The organism is Nocardia asteroides (assembly GCA_019930625.1).
Lineage (GTDB): Bacteria > Actinomycetota > Actinomycetes > Mycobacteriales > Mycobacteriaceae > Nocardia > Nocardia sputi.
This window is the reverse complement of the sequence record CP082844.1, coordinates 3,552,482-3,568,290: the sequence shown is the minus strand read 5'-3', so window position 1 is coordinate 3,568,290 and position 15,809 is coordinate 3,552,482. Positions and strand designations below refer to the sequence as shown.

Here is a 15,809-nt window from a genome sequence, read left to right as displayed (position 1 = left end):
CCGCTATGGGGCGGCTACTGCCCGTCGGTCACCTTCGCCAGAAGAAGTGATGCACCACCCCGCTCGGGCTCGGGATCCGCTCCAGATGAAAACGGTCGACGAGTTCGTCGGGACTCGTCCACAGTCTTTCACCGCGACCGAGCTCGACCGGCGCGACGGCGACGTGCATCGTGTCGATGAGATCCGCGTCGAGAAACTCCCGGACCGTCGCGACACCGCCACCGATGCGCACGTCCTTACCCTCCGCGGCATCGAATGCCCGAGCGAGCGCATCTTTCGGAGACGCATCGAGGAAGTGGAACGTGGTGTCCCCCAGCGTGAACGAGGGCCGCACGTGGTGGGTGAGGACGAATACCGGAGTGTGGAACGGGGGTTCGTCCCCCCACCAGCCCTGCCAGTCGTAGTTCTCCCATGGCCCCCGCTGCGGACCGAACTTGTTGCGCCCCATGATCTCGGCCCCGATGTTGTTGCGGAAATCGCGAGCGCAGTAGTCGTCGAGGCCGTAGGTTCCGCCGGGCTCGGTCCGGGTGGGCCAGTGAGCGGTGGCGCCCGCCCAAGAGAACAGCGGACCGGGATCGGCATGGCCGAACGGGCGCTCGAGGCTCTGCCCCTCCCCTGAACCGTAGCCATCACCGGAGACGCTGAAGTTCTGAACGCGGACCAACTGTTTCATCGAAACCCTTTCTGATTGCAGTTTGCAATCGGTTCGCAATGTACCCAGACTGATCCCACATTGCAATCAGTGGTCCGATAGCAGGCAGCCGTCAAGCGCCGAGGAGCTGAATTCCACGGCAACGGCTATGCGACCTGCCGGATCGGGCCGTAGGAGCGACGTCCCCGAGCGGAGTGTGAGCAGACGAAGCCGCAATCTGGTCGTGCATACCTCGAGATGCCCGCCAAGGACGAATGCCAAGTCCGCGAACTCGCCGGACCCGATCTTTGTTGAAGTGGACATGGCGGGAACTTACTCGAACCGGACCGACCTGCTGGAGGACTTCGCTGAGTTGTGGCAACGGATCTAGGGAAGCGGACCGCGCAGGTCATCACTATCCCGCAGGGACACGTCTGGCGGTCGGAAAAATCAGCTGGCCCCAGAAGGACCGCGGCGATCGTGACCAGGCACGAAACTGGCGCGTCCATGGCCCAGCTGAAGGTGGAGCACCACATGGCCAGGTGAAGGTGGCCAAGGTGCTGCGGGACGGCAGGAGTGACGATTCGGTCGAGGGCGGGCAGTACCGCTGAGGGTGTGCATTTCTGTAATCACGATCCGGCAAATGGATAACTGGCGTTGAACACCGCCCTGGCCGTCACCTTGCTATATGTTGTCGACGACATATACTGTTGGTGCCGTGAGCGAACTGTTCACCATCGAGATCGAGCCCGAGGTGCGGGACTGGCTGGAAGCGCTGCCAGCCAGACACTTCCTCAAGATCGACGAATACGTCGGCCTCCTCGCCGCAGAAGCAGAGTCGCTGGGCGAACCCTACGCCCGATATCTTGGCGACGGGGTCCGCGAGCTACGCCCAACACTGGATGGCGCAGCCATCCGCATCACCTACTGGCTCGCTCCTGGACGACGAGCCATCCTGCTGACGGTGTTCCGCAAGACTCGTATGCGAGAAGATGCCGAGGTCAAACGTGCGAAACTCGCACAACAGACCTGCCAAGCCGAACACGAGCCCGCCCATCAAGAATTCATCCGCACCCTCGAGAAGGGAGAACTGGACTGATGAGCCACGCACGCTGGAAGACCCTCCGGGAACGCAAACTTGCCGAGGGCTACACCGAACCGGATGGCGTCACCGAGGCCCGCCGCGAAATCCGGCTCTCCATGGCACTGGCCAAAGCCGTCTACGACCGCCGGACCGAACTCGGCCTTACTCAGGCGGACCTCGCCGAACGTGCTGGCCTGACCCAAGCCAAAATCTCGCGCATCGAAGGCTCCGACACCGTGCCAACCCTTCCCCTACTCGCCAAACTCGCCGATGCCCTCGACGCCACCCTCAACATCGCCTTGGACGCCGACGACACCCGAGTCAACTTCACCAGCCACCACACCGACGCTGCCTGAGCACAAGTAGTCGCTCCGATGAGACTTGACATCGCCGGCGCACTCGACCATGAGCGGCCGTCGATCAAGGTTGCACCGGCACCGGGGCAGTCTCGCTCCGCATACCAGCCGGTCAGCCACGCAAACAGTTCCCAGCGATATCAGGCAGGATGTCACACGACGGGCAGGGCTCCCGCGGCGGCAAATCTGGTCTGGGCGAGCTCACATCCCCCACGGGTTCCTGCACGTATGGCTTGTAACCCATCCGATTACCTGCATCAACTCGCTGCGGAGGGGGCCGTCTGTTTCGGCGTATCTCCGCGATCTTGTCTGCAGTTACTCCGTCAAAGTGCTCCCGTGCCGCCGCTGCACAATCCTCGTCAGTAGCATGCGGCCGATCCTTGATCCAAGTCACAACGTACTGATGGAAACCCGACCTTCAGAAGGACGAATTCGACGGCTCCGCTCACGCTCATCGTGGAAGCCCACGCCGGTCGCCTCCTTGTGTACATGTACTCCTTGTTGAGGTCCGACCACTGCCGCATCGGGTTGACGGACCTGCCCAACCTATCAGCGCGCATGTCTCAACTGAAGGTAGAGCATCACGTGGCCAAGACGACGCAGAGCAAGAGACTTGATGCGAATCGAACCGAGATCCATCCAAATCCGCAGTTCAAACGCCGATTCCCCGGTCATGATAGGCCTCGGCCCGAAAACAGTAGGAACCCGCAGGCCGTTGACCTGCGGGTTCCTACGAAGTGAAGCTAAGGGGACTCGAACCCCTCGGCAGCGAAGGCAGGCTCCACCAGAACTTGGTGCGGCAAGCCGCGCGCAACGGTCATCGCCGCGACCGCAGCCGGGCGGCTCAGCCCAGAATCGCGGACAACAGAATAGCGATCCCGTAGGCAAGTGCGCCCATGCCGAATCCGAGGCGGGCGCGACGGGAGAACCTGTTCGCGCCGAGGGCTGATGCGGTGAGGATTGCCACCGCGACTAGGGCGCCGATGAATGGAAAGGCGACTCTGTCTGCGGCGGAAATATAGAAGATATAGAGAAGCAGCAGTGAGACGACCCAGGCGCTGATGGCGCCGGACAGGAACAGCAGGACGTCTTTGACGATCACCATCTCAGGCCGTCCCCGGGCCAGGGGCCGCGGGGAGGCGGTCGGTGAGGTTGCTGGCAAAGCGTTGCCAGACGGTGCCACTCGCCTCGCCGCCGCCCGGAATCGCTGAAGCCCCGCCGACTGGGCCCCAGGCGTCCACCTTCAGCTCCCACAGGTTTCCGCTCGTCGGTAGCGCTTGGAAAGTGATCGTGCGATCGGCGCCTTCGATGTGGCCGTCGAGCGACTTGATGACGATCCCCTCTGGGCCGACGTATTCGATCCGGACCGGCTGCCCACCGACCGGCGAATCCAGACGACATTCCTTGCCGGTCTCGATGGTGGGACCGCAGCCGCTGAACGGGAAGTACTTGTCGAAGTTCTTCGCGATCTCGTCATGGATCTGGGCGGGAGAATAGCCGGACGGTGCGGTGAAGGGGTACTCCTTCGTGTAGCTGCCGTACCCACCGGTGTTCTGCGGGAGCCCGTAAGAAATCACCGAATCCCCCTCCGGGAGTCGGCTGAACGCGGTTTCGATCGCGGACTGCACGGAGCCGGCGGCGGTGCGAGCATTCTCGAGTGCCTGCTTCACCGCGGTGGCCGAGGCATCCGCATCGACCTGCAGCGTTCCCGCCGCCACCGAATACGACGAGGCGTCCGGCAACTGCGACAGCAGGGTTTGATGGGTGCTGGTCGAGATGGTGACGGCTCCGTCGTCACCGACCTCGTAGCCCTTCGATTCCGCCGCCCTCACCGCATTGACCACGGCGGTCTTCGCTGAGTCCAAAGTGCTCGCACCGGACTGCGCCGCGGTCGCACCGTCCTGCAGGGCCGTGATGAGACGCCTTGTGGTTGTGCGAATTTCCTCGTGCTTGGACCGCATCGCCTCCGCAGCATTACCCGTCCAGAAGTCACGACCGGCATCGACGGCGCGGTACTGGGTGTCATCGAAGCTTGTCAGATTCGAGGCCTGGAGGGACCAGCCATCACCTCGCGTCCGCAACGTCGCAGGCTCCCAAGCCAGCACCTGCGCGACGGTGAGGGGCGCCGCCCCGGCAACGGAATCCTGTTGCTCGGAACCCGAGGTCCTCATGCCAGCGCCCCCTGCGCAGCAGCGATATCGCCCGCGTTCTCGGTATCCTTGTTCTGAAACTCCCTCACCGCGGTCGAGGTCGCCTCCGACAGCGCGTCATAGTCGGCGATCAACGTCTGTGCCGCTTTCGCGACCTTGGCGATCGCAGTCGTCGACACATCCGAAATCTTCGTTCCCGGCAACGTCAGACCAGCATCCCCGGTCTCACCGGTGAACATCCCCGCGATCTGCGTCTCCGCTTTGCCCAGCGTCGTCGCGAGTTCTTGCGTCCGTGACGAATCGAGATCCGCTGCGGCAGCCATGATTTCCCCCATGTCCCTGTAGCCCGTCGGCGGCTACATTAGCGACCACGACTCACCCACGCAACAACTCGAACCAGCAGTTCGTCGCCCTTCGAGCAGTCGTATGGTCCACTTGACGATTCGAGTAGAGAAGGTTCGCAGTATGGGGGATATCGATCCGGTCTCCGGCCACATCGAACGACTCCAGCGTGCGCTCACCGATGCCAGGGGTAAGGCAGCCAGTGCGGATGGGTCGCTGCGCGTGGAAGTCGGCGCGAACGGCACGCTGCACAGTATCGAGTTAGGCGAGGGCGGCGCCTATCTGGACCCGCGTCGGCTGGTCGAGATGATCATCGACCTGCATCGCGCAGCGGTGGCCGACGCGGCAGCGGTCATGCGTGAGACCGTGGCGGCGCTGAGCAGCGATCCACGCCTGCAGGAGGGTCGCCAGCATGTCGTCGACAAGCTCACGCAGCCGCGACCCAGCAACGAACCCATCCACACCGGGGTGTCTTCGCCGACGGCAGACCAGCAGCACGTTTCCGCACGAGCACGCGAAGGTTCACCCAGCGAACCGAACACAGCACCGAGCGTGACCCAGACCCCGATCCCATCTCGGGCCGCACCACGTGCGCCCATTCGCACCGCACCGACGAGGGCTGCGACACCGGCAACGCGTCCCGCGAAATCTCCGCGACACCACCCCGCACCAGCACGAATCTCCGAGTTCGATCCCGTCACGTACGCTCCGGTCACCCGCACCCGCCGCCAGTCGACACCTGATCGACCCACTGACACATCACCTCAGCCGCGCACCGCCACCGAACCCCCGGCCGCCGAAAACACCGGTGGCGGCACGTCGCAACCCCTGCACAGCACCGAGGGCTCGACACCATCACTGCCCCGGGCCGCCGCATCCTGCCCCGTTGACATCACCGAGTCGGTCATCGCCTGGCACGATCCCTCCGACGACTCCCACATCACCGGCGCGAGCTGGCCACCCGACGACTACCCGCTCATGTCAGACGAGTGGTGGTGGGGACCGCACTCGACCGACGGAATATGACCAGAACCGCCGATCAGCGACGACAGCAAAGCGAATCGGACAGTTCGACGCCACAACAGTAGAGGTGCTGTAAAGCCAAGCCTGCTGCAAGTAGCTCAGCGCCTGAGCCGATCGGGTGCGAACCAAGGCTTGTCAGTCGTGTCGTCAACCCGGGATTCGAGAGGTGCCGGAACGACAAAGACCAGGCCCGGAAAATCGCCGGACCTGGTCTTCTGCTCGAGTGGAGCTAAGGGGACTCGAACCCCTGACCCCCACACTGCCAGTGTGGTGCGCTACCAGCTGCGCCATAGCCCCTGATTGGTTGCGCTTCGGACTTCCCCGCCGCGCCTGAATGAAGTTACACCAACGGTGTGTCGGCGACCAAATCGGCTCGATTCGGGGGTGACAGGCGGGGGTGAATGAGCCTATAATCGAACATGTGTTCGAAGCAGGTTGAATCGTGTGCTAACGGGACGGTGACCGGTTGGGCGCTCGGAATGGGTAGAGCAGATGGGGTTGCTGGTTTGTCCATTCCGAGGGTCCGGCGAGCCGGCAGGTCTCGCGGCAGCGGTGTGACATCTCGAGGTGCGGTCTAGGGACAGGGGGCCGGATCGCGCCGTCGAGTGCGGGGGCCGGGCGGCGGCAGGTGGAGCCGTTGCCCGGCCCTAGGCCAACGGAAGAACTCGGTGGCCGGCGATCCCGGGGGCTGGGGATGTCGGGTCGCGCCGTCGAGTGGGCCGGAACGTCGATTTGGTGGAGTCGGCGTTCCGGCCCTTCCGTTCGATGTCTGGCCGACTGGGCCGCAGACGGGCGGCGTAGACGACCGCCGATCAATCGGTGAGCCCGACCACCCAGTTCTCGTCGCCGGTGTCGACCTTGCTCGTGCCGTCGAAGACCGAAGGCGTGGCCGCGGAGCCGCCCAGCGCCTCGCCGAGCGCCGCCGTCTGCGCCATGGCGGTGGTGCGCGCGAAGTCGATCTTGGCGCCGGTCGTGATGCATTGCCGCACCGGTTCGGAGGCTCCGGCGTCGCGGGCGATCGCGGCGAGTTCGTCGTTGCTCAGGTCGGCGCCCCCTTCGCTGGGACGCTTCGTGGTGAACAGGTCGGTGTGGAACTTGGAGTAGACCGGGCCCGAACCCGCCTCGGCGACACATTGGTTCGCGGCGACAGCACGGGTCGAGTAGTCCTTGCTCCGGGACCGCGCGTCGAGGAAATTCACCAAGCGGTAGCGCACCGCGAGCGCGCCCTCATCGATCCGCTGCGCGAGCTCTTGACCGTAGATGTGCTCCAAACTGCCGCAGCCTGGGCACAGCGGGTCCTCGAAGACCTCGATGGTCTTCTTCGCGTCCGGGCGGCCGAGCAGGATCGAACCGTTCTGCTCGAGCATCGAGTGCACCGCCGGTTCCCGTACCGAACCGTAACCGTCGTTGCGAACGGCCGCTTCGTCCCGCCCCCATCGCATCGCCGCGATGACGATCAATACGATCAGCGCGAGAGCGACCGCGCCGAGCGCATAGGTGGTCGCACTGGACATCGGCCGTGGCGTGTAACTCGAACGCGATTCGCTCACAATGACACTTTGCCGCAACCCCTCGTCCCATCCGCCGCCGGGCCACGCATCCCGATCCGACGCCGTCTGCGCACACGAGACGACACCGCACAGCCCACCGAGTCGAGCTCTATCGGACGAGCGAAGCCCGGTCGCCGTACTGGCAGCGGCTACGCGGGCGGCTCAATCTTCGCGGGCAGGTGCATCCCCAGCGCCAACGCCTGGTTCGCTGCCGACGTCAACTCCAGGTCTGTGACACCTGAAAGCCCATTTCCCGTGCTCCTATGCCTCGACAGACGGACTATCGCGGCCGCGGTTCGCCCACGTCCGTCGCCTCGGATTCAGCGTGTTCGGCGGGTACGTCGCTGCACCCGCCGACGTGTGCGGCGAGACATCGGCCGCCCTTCGGGGGTCGGAGATCCCTGGCCATTCGAGTCGGCGACCGCGATGCCGGGCGCGGCTACCATCGGCCTGACGACGGCTGAGGTACCGCGGCGATCATCTGTCACGGCAGCGGAACAACCCGCTGGATCCTTTGCCTCCCCTACCGCTTCACCCGTAACCGGTTCGGGACGATCAGCCACCGTGCGATCTTGTTTCACGTTTTCCCGGCGATCACCCGGTGCACCTGCCTCCGCCACGACCGGCGCCGGACTGTCGGCTACCGGCGCGCCCGACACCTCGTTCACTGCTCGATCGATCCCAGCCGGTCGGCGTTCGGCATCGTCGGCGCCCCGGGACCGTTCGGACGGGATCTCCGCATGGACGGAACCGCGACGCCGCAGCGGCTCGGGGACCGCGGCCCACACGAGTGCGGCGACCGCGAGGAGGGCGCCGGTCACGCCGAGCGCGAGCCCGTAGGACACCTGCTGGGCGAGGGCTCCCACGGCGACCGGCCCGATGACGGTGCCGAGGTCGGCGGCCATCTGGAAACCGGCCAGCACCGGCCCGCCGCGCGCATTGGGCCCGATGATGTCGGCGACAGCCGCCTGCTGAGTGGGCGTGAACATGCCCGAACCCAGCCCCGCCACGAAGGAGGTGGCCAGCAGCCAGGGCACGTCGGTCGCCAGGCCGAGCCCCGCCGTACCCGCCGCGCACACCAGCGAGCCGACGATCACGAACGGTTTTCGTCCCCACCGGTCGGACAGTCGCCCCGAGGCGAACAGCACCGCGACGTTGCCCGCGGCGAACACCGTCAACGCGACACCGGCCATTCCCGGGGCCTGGTGCAGCACCTCGACGACGAGCAACGGCACCAACGCCATCCGGACACCGAACACGGCCGCCCCGTTGGCGAAATTCGACAGCAGCACAGCCCGGTACTCCGGCCGCGCCCAGCCCTCCCGGAAGGACATCATGCGCACCCCGCCGACCGGCTCCGGCGCGGCCAGTTCCGAATTGCGCAGACTCAGGTAGACCACGACGCTGACGAGCGACAACGCGACCGCGTAGATCACGAACGGCCACCGCAAGCCGAGCCCGGACAACCCGCCGCCCACGAGCGGCCCGCTCACCGAGCCGACCAGGAAGCTGGTCGACCACAACCCGGAGACCCGGCCGCGCTGTTCGGGCGGCGACATCCGGATGACCAGCGCCAGCGACGACACGGTGAACATGGTCGATCCGATACCGCCGAGCGACCGCAACACCATGAGCTGCCAGTAGCTCTGGGCCAGCGCGCTGGCGCCGGTGGACAACGCCACGATCAGCAGCCCGCCGAGGTAGACCGAGCGCTCCCCCAGCCGCTGCACCAGCCGCCCGCTCACCGGCGCGAACAGCAACCGCATCAGAGCGAACGCGGAGACGATCGCCGAGGCGGCCGCTACGCCGACGCCGAATCCGCGCGCGAACTGCGGCAGCACCGGGGCCACCAGGCCGAACCCGATGGCGATGACGAACGCGCCCCCGACCAGCACCCAGATCTCGGTGGGCAGGGGCTTGGATCTATCGGTCACCGGACAGCGCCTGTCCCACCAATTCCTCCGCGGCTGTCTGCACCTCGGCGAGGTGCTCGGGGCCGTGGAACGACTCCGCGTAGATCTTGTATTTGTCCTCGGTGCCGGAGGGGCGAGCGGCGAACCAGGCGTTCTCGGTAGTCACTTTGAGGCCGCCCAGCGGCGCGCCGTTGCCCCGCGCCCTGGTCAGTACCGCGGTGACCGGCTCCCCGGCGATCTCCTTCGTAGTGATCATGTCCGGAGTCAACTTCGCGAGCAGCTCTTTCTGTTCCACGGTGGCGGGGGCGTCGATCCGCGCGTAGGCGGGGCTGCCGTAGCGGCGTTCGAGTTCGACGTAGCGCGCCGAGGGGCTCTGCCCGGTGACCGCGGCGATCTCACCGGCCAGCAGGGCGAGCAGGATGCCGTCCTTGTCGGTGGTCCAGACGGTGCCGTCCATCCGCAGGAACGACGCGCCCGCGCTCTCCTCGCCGCCGAATGCCAGGCTGCCGCTGAACAACCCCGGGACGAAGAATTTGAACCCGACGGGCACCTCGTGCACGTCGCGGCCGAGCACGGAGACCACCCGGTCGATCATCGACGACGTGACCGCGGTCTTGCCGATCTTGGTCAGCGCATCCCACCCCATCCGGTTGGCTACCAGGTACTCGATGGCCACCGCCAGGAAGTGGTTGGGATTCATCAGCCCGCCGTCGGGCGTGACGATGCCGTGCCGGTCGGCGTCGGCGTCGTTGCCGGTGGAGATGTCGTAGTCGTCCTTGATCGCGATCAGCGAAGCCATCGCGAAGCGCGAGGACGGGTCCATCCGGATCTTGCCGTCGCTGTCGAGCGTCATGAACCGCCAGGTGGGATCCACGAACGGGTTGACCACCTCGAGTTCGAGGTCGTAACGCTGGCCGATCTCCTCCCAGTAGTCGACGCTGGCGCCGCCCATCGGGTCGGCGCCGATGCGGATGCCCGCGCCGCGGATCGCGTCCAGATTCAGCACGTTGGGCAGGTCGTCGATGTAGTGGTCGAGATAGTCGTAGCGTTCCACGCCGGTGGCCAGCGCTCGCTCCAGCGTGGTGCGCTTGACCTGGGCGAGGCCGTCGCGCAGCAGCTCGTTCGCGCGGGCGGCGATGGCGTCGGTGGCCGTGTTGTCGGCCGGGCCGCCGTGCGGCGGGTTGTATTTGAAGCCGCCGTCGCGGGGCGGATTGTGCGACGGGGTGACGACGATGCCGTCGGCCTGGTGCTTGGCGCCGCCTCGATTGTGACGCAGCACCGCGTGACTGAGCGCGGGCGTGGGGGTGTAGCGGTCGCGGGCGTCGATCACCGCGGTCACGTCGTTGCCCGCGAGCACCTCGAGCGCGGTGGTCCAGGCAGGCTCGGACAGCGCGTGGGTGTCCCTGGCCAGGTAGACCGGCCCGGTGATGCCCCGGGTGGCGCGGTACTCCACGATCGACTGGGTGATCGCGAGGATGTGCGCCTCGTTGAAGGCGCCGTCCAGGCTGGAGCCGCGATGTCCCGACGTTCCGAACGCCACCCGCTGGGCCGGATCCCGCGCATCCGGGGTACGGCTGTAGTACGCCGTCACCAGGTGTGCGATGTCTTCCAGATCGGTGGGACGCGCGGGACGCCCGGCTCGATCGTGGGCCATGCTCGGGTCTCCCTTCCGTATCGGCTGTGCCCGGCTCGTCATCAGGATCATGTCCACGACCGCCCGGTCACCGCCGACCCCACGGCCACGTTCACCTCGGCCACCAGCCGGAACATCTCGTAGCCGTACATGCTGAACGTGGTCGGCACGGTGCGGAAGCCTGCTCCCGCGGCGGCGAGCGGCCGATCGCCCGCCGACGCGCCGCTCAGATCCCCGAGCCACGCCGAACCGACAATGGTAACGGCCGTCGTGCGCGGCGGCACAGGCGAGGCGAAACAGGCTGGTACAGCATGGTCTACGGCGGACCCGGCGCGAGCACCCGGCTTGCCCCGCGGTCTTCTCATCGCTCACCTTCCTGCCACTGGTCCACCGGCGCCAAGGTGACGTTGACCGAGGTGAACAGTTCGGCATTGCGTTCGACGAAGGCGCGCAGGCGTTCCGGCTCGTCGACCAGCACCAGCATGAGTGGAAGGTGATCGGCGATATCCAGCATCCGGCTGGTGTGGACATGCGCGGACGCGCCGTATCCCTCGATACCGCGCCACACGCTCGCGCCCGCCAGACCGGCATCCCTGGCCCGGCGCACGATCTCGTGATAGGCGGGCGTGTGCCGCCACTTGTCGTCCTCGTCGAGCAGCACGGTGAGCTGTGCGGCGGGACGCCATCGTCCCACCATGGCAGCATCCGATTGCGAACCACCCATTGCCTGACCCCCTTCCGTCGTGCCGTTCCCGTCGATCACCGAGCCGAACCAGGTACCCACACCGTGCCATGCCCGCGCCGGGCTCGAACGTCCCGGCTACGCCACCGCCACCCCCCGTGGCGGACGAGCGCGGGGGGCACCGCGCCCGGTCCGAGGAGTCTACGAACCTCGCGGGTGCGATGGTGAGGGTGGTGCGACCGCCGGGTACGCCGAGGCCGAGAAGGGTGCTCAGCAGTCTCTTGGCTACCCACACCACAGCGGTCGGAATCATCGGGATTCCGATTGCAAAGCATCCCATGACATTTTCCGCGTAGGTCGGATAAGAGACCGTTCACCTCTGCGCGAGACCGAGCCGAGCGCAATGCCGATGGCGTTCAGCAGAGCTCGGCGCGTCCACTTACCTCGTATTTTGCACAAAGAATGGGGATTCGGGGGCGCTTTGCCGTGGACGGCGGACCGGCGCCGCGTGTCGTGCCCGATATGAGCGGCATGGCACACAGCCGCGATCAACGCCACCGCGCACGCGGAAAGACGGTCGTCTGACAATGGGGCAAGCCGCGCGTAGCCGCTGATTGGCAATCGGACAGCCACGGAGCTGGACCGGCGTTCCGAGGAGGCTTTCTCGCTCGCGTGCCGGCGGAACCCGGCGGCTCACCATCGAAGACGGCGGCCGCCGCTCCTGCGACGAGGTCGCGGGAGCGGCGGCGGCTCTATCGGGGACCGGATCGGCTGTGCCGCAGCCGGGTCAGTGGGCGAGCACCGGCTCCCCTTCGGCGGGCGCGGGCGCCGTGCTCGGCATGAGCACCGCGGTGAGGATGCCGCCCGCCACGAAGATCGCGGTGGCCCACCAGAAGCTGGTGGTGTAGCTCTCGATCGCGGACTGCGCGATGGTGAGCGGGTCCGGCTTGGGGGTGGACAGGTAGTCGGTGGCCGCGGAGGCGGCGATGGTGCTCAGCAGCGCCGTACCGATCGATCCGCCGACCTGCTGGCTGGTGTTGATCATGGCCGAGGCCACGCCCGCGTCCTCGTGCTGCACGCCGGAGGTGGCGCCCTGGAAGGCGGTGGCCATCGCGCCGCCGAGGCCGAGGCCCAGCAGGATCAGGGCGGGCAGAATGTGGGTGGCGTAGCCGGTGTCCAAGCCGATCCGGGTCAGCCAGGCCATGCCCGCCGCCGCGACCAGAAAACCACCGCTGACCAGGATTTTCGGCCCGACCTTCGGCAACACCAGGGACGGGGCGGTGGTCGAGGAGACCACCATGGCGGCAACCATCGGCAGGAAGGCCACGCCGGTCATGATCGGCGAGTAACCCAGCGTCAGCTGCATGTAGTAGGTGAGGAACAGGAAGATCGCGAACATCCCGATGCCCATGACGAACACCGTCAGGTAGGAGGTGCCGCGCATCCGGTCGAGCACGATCCGCACCGGAAGCAGCGGGTGCGCGACCCTGGTCTCGAGCCACGCGAACACCGCGATCAGCGCCGCGCCACCGAACAGGAAGGCGAGGGTGACGCCGTTGGTCCACCCATCCGATTCCGCGTGCGAGAACCCGTAGACGATGCCGAACAAGCCCGCGGTGACCACGACCGTGCCGGGGATGTCGAGCTTGGGCCGCTCGGTGCTCGCGTGCTTGGCCAGCAGCAGCACCGCGCCCACCAGGGCGACGGCCGCGAAGGCCAGGTTCACGAACATCACCCAGCGCCACGACGCCCATTCGGTGAGCGCGCCGCCGAGCAGCAGGCCGATCGCGCCGCCGGTGCCCGCGACCGCACCGAAGATGCCGAACGCCTTCGCTCGCTCGGACGGTTCGGTGAAGGTCACCGTGAGCAGGGCGAGTGCGGCGGGGGCGAGCAGCGCGCCGAAGACGCCCTGCCCGACACGGGAGGCGACGAGCATCTCGAAACTGGTGGCCGCGCCGCCGATCGCGGAGGCGACCGCGAAGCCGACCAGGCCGACGATGAAGGTGTTGCGCCTGCCGAACAGGTCGCTGAGGCGTCCACCGAGCAGCAGCAGGCTGCCGAACGCCAGCGCGTAGCCGGTGACCACCCAGGAGCGGTCACCGTCGTCGAAGCCGAGGTCTTGCTGCGCGGCGGGCAGCGCGATATTCACCACGGTCGCGTCGAGCACGACCATGAGCTGTGCGACACCGAGGACGGCGAGCACCCACCACCGCAGCGCGTGCGAGCCGCGCCGGCCACTTCCGGTGTGCTCGGGGGCGGGTGCCCCACGGTCGATCGCGGTAGTCATGTGTCCCCTTTGTGTCGAGCATTGATCCGGAGGGTGTTCCTCCACTTGCACGTACAAGCTACCATGAGAACGGAGACACTGCCTCCGGTTAATCCCGGGTGTTGATAGAATGAGGATGTGAATCACGCCACGGTCGCCTCTCCACCTCGGCGCCTGCGGGCCGATGCCGCACGTAACCAGCAGCGGATCATCGCCGCGGCGCGCGAACTGTTCGCCGACCACGGACTCGAGATAACCCTCGACGACGTGGCCGAGCGCGCCGGCGTCGGCGTCGGCACGGTCTACCGCCGCTTCGCGAACAAGAAGGAACTGATCGTCGAGGTCTTCGATCAGAACCTCAACGATTTCGCCGACGCGGCGGACGCCGCCTACCGGCACCCGGACCCCTGGTTCGGACTCGTCGAATTCTTCGAGTACGCATGTCGGCACATGGCCAGCAATCGCGGGTTCAGCGAGGTGATGCTCGAACTCGAGGACGACGAGACCGACCGCTTCGTGGTCGTACGCGATCGTATCAAGCCAACCGTGACCGCCATCTGCGCACGCGCCCGCGACGCGGGCGTGCTCGCCGATGGCATCGAGCCCTCGGACTTCTTCGCGCTCGTGCACATGGTCGACGGCCTCGCCGAGTTCGCCAGGCCGGTCAATCCCGATGTGTGGCAGCGGTATATGGCCATCATGCTGAACGGTTTGCGCGGCGACAGCACGCCGCGTCGGCATCTCGACGTTCCCCCGCTGACCGACGAAGAGGTCGAGCACGCCAAGCAGCACCTGACCTGCGGCTGGCGCAAGCGGTAGCGAAATCGAACCGTAAGTAGCGCGCGTCACGTCCGCTCCCGTAGAGTTGGTCACGTGACCAACTCGTGGGTGAACTGGGCAGGCGATCAACAGTGCGCGCCCGCGATCATCGCCACACCGCGCTCGATCGACGAAGTGGCGGGAATACTCGCCGCCGCCGAAACCGACGGCCGCACCGTACGCGTCGCGGGCGCGGGCCATTCCTTCACCGACGCCGTCCTGACCGACGGCACGCTGCTGAACCTGGCGAAGCTGAACCGCGTGCTCGACGTCGACCGGGCCGCCGGCCTGGTGCGGGTGGAGGCAGGCATCAGCCTCAACGCCGCGAGCACCGCCCTGCACGAGCACGGCCTCGCCTTTCCGAATCTGGGCGACATCGATGTGCAGACCGTCGCCGGCGCCATCGCCACCGCGACCCACGGCACCGGCGCGGGCTTGCAAAACCTGTCGGCCGCAGTGCATTCCGTGGAGCTGATGGCCGCCGACGGAAGCCGGGTCGAGTTGAACGAGCAGACCGACCCCGAGGGCTGGCGGGCGGCGCGGGTCAGCATCGGCGCGCTGGGCGTCGTCACCGCCGTAACGCTGCGGATGGTGCCGTCGTTCGTGCTGGAGGGCATCGAACGACCGATCCCGGTGGAGGACGTGCTCGCCGACCTGGATTCGTTCCTCGACGGCAACGAGCACTTCGAGTTCTACATGTTCGCGCACAGCCCGCTGGCCATGACCAAGCGCAACAACCGCGTGCCGCTGCCCGAGCAGCCGCGCCCCAAGGCGGTGGACTGGTTCGCCGACATCCTGATGTCCAACTATCTGTTCGACCTGCTCTGCAAGGTGAGCCGCAGCAGGCCGCGCCTTGCCCCCTTGATCCAGCGCAGCGCCGCCTACGCGGGCAGTTACCGGCGTCAGGTGGACCGTTCCTACCGGGTGTTCGCCTCGCCGCGGCTGATCCGCTTCACCGAGATGGAATACGCCGTCCCGCGCGCGCATTCCGCCGACGCGATCCGCGAGATCAAGGAAGTGGCGACCCGCTTCGACACCCCGATGCCCATCGAGGTGCGGTGGGTCGCGCCCGACGACGCGTTCCTCTCCCCGGCGGGCGGGCGCGACACCTGCTACATCGCGGTGCACCAATACCGCGGCATGGATTTCGAGCCGTACTTCCGGGCGTGCGAAGCGGTTTTCGACCGCTACCAGGGACGCCCGCACTGGGGCAAACGCCACTTCCAGACCGCGGCGACCCTGCGCGAGCGCTACCCCGACTGGGATCGGTTCGCCGAGGTGCGGCGACGTTTCGACCCGAAAGGACGTTTCGCCAACCCCTACCTCGATCGGGTGCTCGGCCCGGTGGGCTGAGCCCGCG

General features: G+C 66.7%; 15 protein-coding genes and 1 tRNA gene. 5 read left to right on the top strand and 11 right to left on the bottom strand.

What is annotated here, in order from left to right; all coding sequences use genetic code 11:
- Nucleotides 1–28 precede the first annotated feature (28 nt).
- Nucleotides 29–673, bottom strand: coding sequence for a dihydrofolate reductase family protein (locus K8O92_16335; protein ID UAK35249.1), 645 nt, complete (start codon nt 671–673; stop codon nt 29–31).
- 646 nt (nt 674–1,319) lie between these two features.
- Between K8O92_16335 and K8O92_16330 the strand changes: the two genes are divergently transcribed.
- Together K8O92_16330 and K8O92_16325 are read left to right on the top strand one after the other, a co-directional pair.
- Nucleotides 1,320–1,730, top strand: a complete 411-nt coding sequence (locus K8O92_16330; GenBank protein ID UAK35248.1) for a type II toxin-antitoxin system RelE/ParE family toxin — start codon at nt 1,320–1,322, stop codon at nt 1,728–1,730.
- Nucleotides 1,730–2,071: a helix-turn-helix domain-containing protein gene (locus tag K8O92_16325; protein ID UAK35247.1), complete on the top strand. Its 342-nt coding sequence runs from the start codon at nt 1,730–1,732 to the stop codon at nt 2,069–2,071. Before K8O92_16330 ends, K8O92_16325 begins: the two co-directional genes overlap by 1 nt.
- An 844-nt stretch (nt 2,072–2,915) precedes the next feature.
- Here the strand turns inward: K8O92_16325 and K8O92_16320 are convergent.
- The 3 genes from K8O92_16320 to K8O92_16310 all read right to left on the bottom strand — a co-directional run bounded on the left by K8O92_16320 (nt 2,916) and on the right by K8O92_16310 (nt 4,544).
- Nucleotides 2,916–3,176, bottom strand: coding sequence for a hypothetical protein (locus K8O92_16320; GenBank protein ID UAK35246.1), 261 nt, complete (start codon nt 3,174–3,176; stop codon nt 2,916–2,918).
- Between the two features lies 1 nt (nt 3,177).
- Complete coding sequence (locus K8O92_16315; protein UAK35245.1) at nt 3,178–4,176, bottom strand: hypothetical protein; 999 nt, start codon at nt 4,174–4,176, stop codon at nt 3,178–3,180.
- 62 nt (nt 4,177–4,238) lie between these two features.
- Nucleotides 4,239–4,544, bottom strand: a complete 306-nt coding sequence (locus K8O92_16310; GenBank protein ID UAK35244.1) for a hypothetical protein — start codon at nt 4,542–4,544, stop codon at nt 4,239–4,241.
- A gap of 142 nt (nt 4,545–4,686) precedes the next feature.
- Between K8O92_16310 and K8O92_16305 the strand changes: the two genes are divergently transcribed.
- Entirely contained in the window at nt 4,687–5,589 is a 903-nt protein-coding gene (locus K8O92_16305; protein UAK35243.1) for a YbaB/EbfC family nucleoid-associated protein, read from the top strand.
- A 221-nt stretch (nt 5,590–5,810) separates the two neighbouring features.
- On the opposite strand, the gene K8O92_16300 is transcribed toward K8O92_16305, so the two are convergent.
- The 7 genes from K8O92_16300 to K8O92_16270 form a co-directional block, all read right to left on the bottom strand.
- Nucleotides 5,811–5,883: transfer RNA gene (locus K8O92_16300), tRNA-Ala, on the bottom strand.
- A gap of 515 nt (nt 5,884–6,398) precedes the next feature.
- Complete coding sequence (locus K8O92_16295; GenBank protein UAK35242.1) at nt 6,399–7,100, bottom strand: thioredoxin domain-containing protein; 702 nt, start codon at nt 7,098–7,100, stop codon at nt 6,399–6,401.
- Between the two features lie 356 nt (nt 7,101–7,456).
- A complete protein-coding gene (locus tag K8O92_16290; protein ID UAK35241.1) occupies nt 7,457–9,070 on the bottom strand; it encodes an MFS transporter in 1,614 nt (537 codons plus the stop codon).
- On the bottom strand, nt 9,060–10,703 hold the full coding sequence (pgm, locus tag K8O92_16285) for a phosphoglucomutase (alpha-D-glucose-1,6-bisphosphate-dependent) (GenBank protein UAK35240.1): 1,644 nt from the start codon (nt 10,701–10,703) through the stop codon (nt 9,060–9,062). The genes K8O92_16290 and pgm overlap by 11 nt, the downstream gene beginning before the upstream one ends.
- A 47-nt stretch (nt 10,704–10,750) precedes the next feature.
- Nucleotides 10,751–11,047: a fluoride efflux transporter CrcB gene (locus K8O92_16280; protein ID UAK35239.1), complete on the bottom strand. Its 297-nt coding sequence runs from the start codon at nt 11,045–11,047 to the stop codon at nt 10,751–10,753.
- On the bottom strand, nt 11,044–11,406 hold the full coding sequence (locus tag K8O92_16275; GenBank protein ID UAK35238.1) for a DUF190 domain-containing protein: 363 nt from the start codon (nt 11,404–11,406) through the stop codon (nt 11,044–11,046). The genes K8O92_16280 and K8O92_16275 overlap by 4 nt, the downstream gene beginning before the upstream one ends.
- A gap of 745 nt (nt 11,407–12,151) precedes the next feature.
- Nucleotides 12,152–13,651 carry an MFS transporter gene (locus tag K8O92_16270; protein UAK35237.1) on the bottom strand — a complete coding sequence of 500 codons (1,500 nt, stop codon included), beginning with the start codon at nt 13,649–13,651 and terminating at the stop codon, nt 12,152–12,154.
- A gap of 117 nt (nt 13,652–13,768) precedes the next feature.
- Between K8O92_16270 and K8O92_16265 the strand changes: the two genes are divergently transcribed.
- Nucleotides 13,769–14,449: a TetR/AcrR family transcriptional regulator gene (locus K8O92_16265; protein ID UAK35236.1), complete on the top strand. Its 681-nt coding sequence runs from the start codon at nt 13,769–13,771 to the stop codon at nt 14,447–14,449.
- A gap of 54 nt (nt 14,450–14,503) precedes the next feature.
- Nucleotides 14,504–15,802, top strand: coding sequence for an FAD-binding protein (locus tag K8O92_16260; GenBank protein UAK35235.1), 1,299 nt, complete (start codon nt 14,504–14,506; stop codon nt 15,800–15,802).
- Nucleotides 15,803–15,809 lie beyond the last annotated feature (7 nt).